Here is a 6394-nt window from a genome sequence, read left to right on the forward strand (position 1 = left end):
TAAAAGGTGTTTTGATGATCTGAGTCACCCGCTTGCCTGCCTGTGCAGGCTGGGGTGACAATGAAAGCCCTGTCGGCCTTGCTGGCAGGGCTTTTTTACTGGAACTGGAGCTTGGCATGGTGTTTGATATCAGCGTCGCAATGACGTGGATTTTGTTTTTGGCGCTCTTCCCTATCAGCTTTGTCTGGCTGCGTCGGGCCTGGCGCATCGTGGTGAAGCGCGACTTTTCTGAAGTGGCCATCAAACGTGGCGAGGCGCCTCCCAACCCTGAAAAATTTGCCCCCTACGAGATGGTCATCAACTTGGTGGCCGGGGTCATTCTGCTGGCAGTGATTGTGGCCGTACTGGGCGGTTTCTGGGAGTACAGCGTCTGGAGTGCCCTGGCTGGCAGCACCCTCTGGTGCAAATTCATCGCCAGTTTTGCGCTCAGCCGCCATGCCCACGCCAGTTGGGCCAAGGGCAAGGCCTGAGCGGTACCGACAGCCACCATTGATCCGGGTCGCGCACATGACCAACAGCCTGACAACCCCACGCTTGGTAGCCTTGTTTTTCTGCGGCTGGCTGGTGCTCAATTTTCCGCTGCTGGGCTTGTGGGATGTCGATGCCAGCGTGTTTGGCCTGCCTCTGCTCCCAACTGCCCTGATGCTACTGTGGGCGCTGTTGATCGTGGCGTTGGCCTGGCTGATGGAACGCCACAGCGACGCTGACGCAAAGGACTAACGTGCTGTCGCCCGTACTGGTCATCGGTGCCTCGTTTGCTTACTTGCTGCTGCTCTTTGCCGTGGCCAGTTTTGGCGACTGGCGCGCCGCCCAGGGCCGCTCGATCATTGCCAACCCCTGGACTTATGCCTTGTCGCTGGCGGTGTATTGCACGGCCTGGACTTATTTTGGCAGCGTTGGCCGCGCCGCCTCGGGTGGCATCTGGTTTTTACCGATCTACCTGGGGCCGACGCTGGCCATGACGCTGGGCTGGCTGGTGCTGCGCAAGATGATCCGCATCGCCAAGGCCTACCGCATCACCTCGATTGCCGACTTCATTGGCAGCCGCTATGGCAAAAGCCCGCTGCTCGCAGGGCTGGTCACGCTGATTGCCGTGGTCGGCATCGTGCCCTACATCGCGCTGCAGCTTAAGGCCATTTCTGCCGGCTATGGCCTGCTCACGGCAAGCGCGGTGGGTGATGTGCCGATGCGGGCGCACTGGACGCAGGACAGCACGTTTTACATGGCGCTGGCGCTGGCGGGTTTCACCATGGTGTTTGGCGCCCGCCACCTGGATTCGGCCGAGCGTCATGAGGGCATGGTGGCGGCGATTGCCTTCGAGTCGGTGGTTAAGCTGATTGCCTTTCTGGCGGTGGGCTTGTTTGTGGTTTATGGCCTCTTCAATGGCCTCGAAGATTTGTTCACGCGGGCGCACGTGGTGCCGGACCTGGCCAAACTGTTGCGCCTTGAGCAGGGCGGCAGCTTTGCCTGGACGCAGTGGTTTGCGCTGACGCTGCTGTCGATGTTGTCGGTCATTTTCTTGCCGCGCCAGTTTCAGGTCATGGTGGTGGAAAATGTGCGCGAGAGCCATTTGCGCCGCGCGGTCTGGGTGTTTCCGCTGTACCTGCTGGCCATCAATTTGTTCGTGCTGCCGATTGCGCTGGGCGGCATGTTGTATTTTGACGGCGCCCATGTCAATGCCGACAACTTTGTGTTGTCGCTGCCGCTGGCGGCGGGGCAGCCAGCGCTGGCCTTGTTTGCCTTCATTGGCGGCTTGTCGGCGGCCACCGGCATGGTGATCGTGGAGACCATTGCGGTCTCGACCATGGTTTGCAACGAGCTGGTGATGCCGCTGTTGCTGCGCACCGCCCACTTCAAGTCCGAGGCGGGTAACGACCTGACCCGCGTGCTCCTGAACATTCGCCGTGCCGCCATTCTGGGTGTGCTGGTGCTGGGTTATGTCTATTTTCACCTGGCCAACGAAGCCTATGCGCTGGTCAGCATCGGGCTCATCAGCTTTGCTGCCGTGGCGCAGTTTGCGCCCGCCGTGCTGGGGGGCTTGTACTGGAAAGGTGCCTCGCGCCAGGGCGCGCTGGCAGGACTGCTGGCCGGCTTTGTGATGTGGGGCTACACGCTGATGCTGCCCTCGCTGGCCAAGTCGGGCTGGTTGCCCGATGCATTTCTGACGCAAGGTCTGTGGGGGCTGGACTGGTTGCGGCCCGAGCAACTGTTCGGCCTGCAGGGCCTGGACAACCTGACCCATTCGCTGTTCTGGAGTCTGCTTGTCAACATCGGTGCCTATGTGGGCCTGTCGCTATGGCGCGCGCCCAGCGGCCAGGAAGCCAGCCAGGCGCTGCTGTTTGTCGATGTGTTCGAGCGCACCACCACGGCCCGGCCGGTGTTCTGGCGCGGCCGCGCCACCGTGCCTGATTTGCTGCGCCTGTGTGAGCGCTTCATGGGCATGGAGCGGGCGCAAGCCCTGTTTTCGGCTTACGCGCGCCAGGTGGGCGCGAGCAGCCCGAGCGCCATCACGCCAGACGCGCGCCTGGTGCAGTTTGTCGAGACCCAGTTGGCCGGCGCGGTGGGCAGTGCTTCGGCGCGCGTGCTGGTGGCCAGCAGTGTCGAAGAAGAAACCCTGACGCCCGACGACGTGCTGCGCATTCTGGACGAAACCTCGCAGTTGCGCGCGTACTCCCAGGAACTGGAAGAAAAATCCAATTCGCTGGAGCGCGCCACGCGCGAGTTACGCGCCGCCAATGAGCAGCTCAAGAGCCTGGACCGGCTCAAGGACGACTTCATGTCGTCGGTGACGCACGAGCTGCGCACCCCGCTCACGTCGATCCGGGCGCTGGCCGAGCTGATGCGCGACGACCCCGACATGCCAGAGGCGCAGCGCTGCCAGTTCATCGCCATCATCGTCAGCGAAACCGGGCGTTTGTCGCGGCTGGTGAACCAGGTGCTCGACATGGCCAAAATCGAGTCGGGCCATGCCGAGTGGCACAACGCCGAGGTGGACTTGTGCGCGCTGGTGCAACAGGCGGTGGTGACCACGTCCGAGCTGTTCCGCGAGCGCCAGACGCAAGTGCATGTGCAGGTGCCGGCGCCGGCGCAGCCGTTGGTGCTGATGGCCGACCCCGACCGGCTGACCCAGGTGCTGCTCAATTTGCTCTCCAATGCGGCCAAGTTTGTGCCGGTGCCAGGCGGTCGGGTTGATGTAAGCCTGAGTAGCGACGATACAGGCGTGACAGTCACCGTGCGCGACAACGGCCCCGGCGTAAGTGCAGAGCAACAGGCGCTGATTTTCGAAAAATTCCGCCAGGGCGGCGATGCCGCCAACCGGCCGCAGGGAACGGGCCTGGGGCTGCCGATCAGCCGTCAGATTGTGGAGCATTTTGGCGGCAAACTGTGGCTGGAGTCACAACCCGGGCAGGGGGCGGCATTTTGCTGTTACCTGCCTTTCAAAATATAAAAGAGGAGCGAGATGAATCCAAAAATACTGGTGGCCGACGACGAGCCCAACATCGTGATTTCGCTGGAGTACCTGCTCAAGCGTGAAGGCTACAACGTGGTTATTGCGCGCGACGGCCAGGAGGCGGTGGAGACCATCGTTCGGGAACAACCCGACCTGGTTTTGCTCGATGTCATGATGCCCAAAAAGACCGGTTTCGAGGTCTGCCAGGAAGTGCGCGGCCTGGAGGCGGTGCAGGCCACCAAAATCCTGATGCTGACTGCCAAGGGGCGCGATACCGATGTCGCCAAAGGGCTGGCGCTGGGCGCTGACGCCTACATGACAAAGCCTTTTGCCACCAAGGAACTGGTGCAGAAGGTGGCGGAGATGCTGGGCCGACCCGCATGAGCCGGCTCAAGATTGACCGCCGGCTGATCCTGGCGATCGGCGTGATCGGTTTGGCCACACTGCTCTGGCTGCTGATCACGTTCGGCTTGATTGCCTCCACCTTGGAGCCCGAGCAGCGTGATTTGCTGGCAGAGCAGCTGGCGCCCCGTTTTGTGCTGATCGGCATGACCTGGGTCTTTGGCCTGGTGGCCATTGCTGCCACGCTGCGCTGGTTGTTCAGGCGCTATGCCAGCGCGCCAGGGCGCTTGCTGGAGCAAACCAAGGTGCTGCTGGCGGCGCCGCAGGCCGCGCCCATGAACCACCAGGGCACCACTGAGACCCAGGCGCTGGCCGAGGTAATATTTGAACTCGCCGCCCAGCGCGACACCTTGCGCGCCGACGTCGCCAGCCAAATTGCCCAGGCCAGTGCCAGCGTGCAGCAGGAAAAAAACCGCCTGGCCGCGCTGATGAGCGAGCTCACGCAAAGCGTGGTGGTGTGCAACCTGGATGGCCGCATCATTTTGTACAACAACCGCGCCCGGCTGCAATTCAAGGCGCTGTCGGTGGCGCCCACGCTGGCCGGTGGCGCCGAGTTGGTGGGCATCGGGCGCTCCATTTACGCCGTGTTCGACCGGCAACTGGTGGCGCACGCGCTGGAGAGCATCCAGCAGCGCATCAGCCGTGGGGCCGGCAGTCCGTCGGCCCAGTTCGTTACCACCACGCAAGCCGGGCAGTTGCTCAAGGTGCAAATGGCACCGGTGCGCAATGTTGACGCAATGGGCGGCGCGAGCGAGATCAGCGGCTTCGTGCTGATGCTCGACAACGTGACCCGCGCTTTTGAAGAAGAGCATTTGCGCGACCAGTTGCTGCACGGCCTGACCGAGGGCAGCCGCTCTTCGCTGGCCAACATTCAGGCGGCGGTCGAGATGCTGGCTTACCCCGATATTGAAGCGCCCATGCGCGAGCGCTTTCTGGCCGTGGTGCGCGAAGAAGTGCACAGCATGAGCGCACGCATCAACGACATGACGCAACAGGCCACGCAGGGCCTCAAGGCGCGCTGGCCGCTCGAGGAAATGCTCGGCGCCGACGTGCTGCTGGCCACGCAGCGCCGCATCGAGGCGCGCAACAAGCGCCCGGTGACGCTGGAAAACCTGGATGCCAGCGTCTGGCTCAAGGTCGATAGCTTCAGCCTGACGCAGGCGCTCGACTACCTGGCCATGCGCCTCGTTGACGAGTTTGACGTCAAGTTTTTCCGGCTGCGCCTGCAGGCCAACGGCAGCCGGGCCCAGCTCGACCTGATCTGGACCGGCCAGGTCATGAGCACCGAGACCGTGATGAGCTGGGAAATGGACAGCATGCGCTTTGGCGCCGAGAGCACCCCTTTGACTGTGCGCGACGTGGTGGAACGCCATGGCGGCGAGATGTGGTTCGAGCGCGAACGCGTGCGCCACGAGGCATTTTTCAGGTTTTTATTGCCCATGGCCAGCGTGCAGGAGCAACTTGAAGCCACCCAGATTCTGCACAACGACAGTCGCCCCGAGTACTACGACTTCGACCTGTTCCAGACCACCGACCAGAGCAGCGCACTTGAAGACCGGCTGCTCAGCGAGCTGTCTTTTACGGTGTTCGACACCGAGACCACCGGCCTGAATCCGTCGGAGGGCGACCAGATCATCCAGATCGGTGCGGCGCGCATCGTCAATGGCAAGCTGCTGCGGCAAGAGAGTTTTGAGCAACTGGTGGACCCGAAGCGGCTGATCCCGGCGGCCACCATCCCGATCCACGGCATCACGCAGGACATGGTCAAGGGCAAGCCGCCGATCACCGAGGTGCTGCCGGCCTTTTACACCTTTGCCCAGGACACCGTGCTGGTGGCGCACAACGCCGCCTTTGACATGAAGTTTTTGCAGCTGCAGGAGCGCCACACCGGGCTGGTGTTCAACCACCCGGTGCTCGACACCCTGCTGTTGTCGGCGGTGGTGCACCCCAATCAGGAATCGCACCGCCTGGAGGCGATCGCTGAGCGCTTCAACATCACGGTGCTGGGCCGCCACACCGCTCTGGGCGACGCCATGGTCACGGCGGAAGTCTGGTTGCGCCTGCTGCCACTGTTGCAGGCCATGGGCATCACCACCCTGCGCCAGGCGCGCGAGGCGGCGCAAAAAACCTATTACGCGCGCTTGAAATACTGATGGTTTGAGTGGACGCTGTTATCCGTTATCCGCGTAGCGGTTGGCTTTGGCGGCTTTCTCATACTGGGGTACCAGCAATCGTCAGCCCCCAAAGCCAGACACTGCGCTGGCGCAGCTCTTCAAGTTCGTTTGACCCGGGCGGCCGCGGTCATGGTATCTTGCAGTGCTGGGTTGGGGGTGAAAGAACCAGTGACAGCCGCGTGGAATGTCGCGCTGGCCGTCATTGCGAGCCCCCCGTATCCGGCCCAATACCGCAAACGGACCTTGAACAGCGACATCGTCATTGCGGGCCCGCCGTATCTGGTCCGATACCGCAAACGGACCTTGAACAGCGACTTCGTCATCGCGAGCGTAGCGCGGCGATCCATGACTTCCGGGGACATGGATT

General features: G+C 62.5%; 6 protein-coding genes. 5 read left to right on the top strand and 1 reads right to left on the bottom strand.

Annotation, left to right across the window (positions count from 1 at the left end):
• Positions 1-116: 116 nt before the first annotated feature.
• Genes IBX54_RS11395 through IBX54_RS11415 form a run of 5 tightly spaced genes read left to right on the top strand, consistent with a single transcriptional unit; the run spans position 117 to position 6006 of the window.
• Complete coding sequence (locus IBX54_RS11395) at positions 117-470, top strand: hypothetical protein (RefSeq protein WP_296542773.1); 354 nt, start codon at positions 117-119, stop codon at positions 468-470.
• Positions 471-507: 37 nt separating this feature from the next.
• A complete protein-coding gene (locus IBX54_RS11400; RefSeq protein ID WP_296542774.1) occupies positions 508-720 on the top strand; it encodes a hypothetical protein in 213 nt (70 codons plus the stop codon).
• A 1-nt stretch (position 721) separates the two neighbouring features.
• Positions 722-3448, top strand: a complete 2727-nt coding sequence (locus IBX54_RS11405; RefSeq protein WP_296542775.1) for a sensor histidine kinase — start codon at positions 722-724, stop codon at positions 3446-3448.
• A 12-nt stretch (positions 3449-3460) separates the two neighbouring features.
• Positions 3461-3835: a response regulator gene (locus tag IBX54_RS11410; protein WP_296542776.1), complete on the top strand. Its 375-nt coding sequence runs from the start codon at positions 3461-3463 to the stop codon at positions 3833-3835.
• Positions 3832-6006 carry an exonuclease domain-containing protein gene (locus tag IBX54_RS11415; protein ID WP_296542777.1) on the top strand — a complete coding sequence of 725 codons (2175 nt, stop codon included), beginning with the start codon at positions 3832-3834 and terminating at the stop codon, positions 6004-6006. Before IBX54_RS11410 ends, IBX54_RS11415 begins: the two co-directional genes overlap by 4 nt.
• Before the next feature lie 119 nt (positions 6007-6125).
• Here the strand turns inward: IBX54_RS11415 and IBX54_RS11420 are convergent.
• Positions 6126-6394 (bottom strand): hypothetical protein (locus IBX54_RS11420; RefSeq protein ID WP_296542778.1); only part of this gene is annotated, 269 nt, incomplete at its 5' end.

The sequence above is a fragment of the Rhodoferax sp. genome, from assembly GCF_014859475.1.
Classification (GTDB): domain Bacteria; phylum Pseudomonadota; class Gammaproteobacteria; order Burkholderiales; family Burkholderiaceae_C; genus Rhodoferax.

What these genes read in the sequence shown, in the direction of transcription:
- IBX54_RS11400 (WP_296542774.1), top strand. Translation starts at nt 508, where the DNA reads ATGACCAACAGCCTGACAACCCCACGCTTGGTAGCCTTGTTTTTCTGC.
- IBX54_RS11395 (WP_296542773.1), top strand. Translation starts at nt 117, where the DNA reads ATGGTGTTTGATATCAGCGTCGCAATGACGTGGATTTTGTTTTTGGCG.
- IBX54_RS11415 (WP_296542777.1), top strand. Translation starts at nt 3,832, where the DNA reads ATGAGCCGGCTCAAGATTGACCGCCGGCTGATCCTGGCGATCGGCGTG.
- IBX54_RS11410 (WP_296542776.1), top strand. Translation starts at nt 3,461, where the DNA reads ATGAATCCAAAAATACTGGTGGCCGACGACGAGCCCAACATCGTGATT.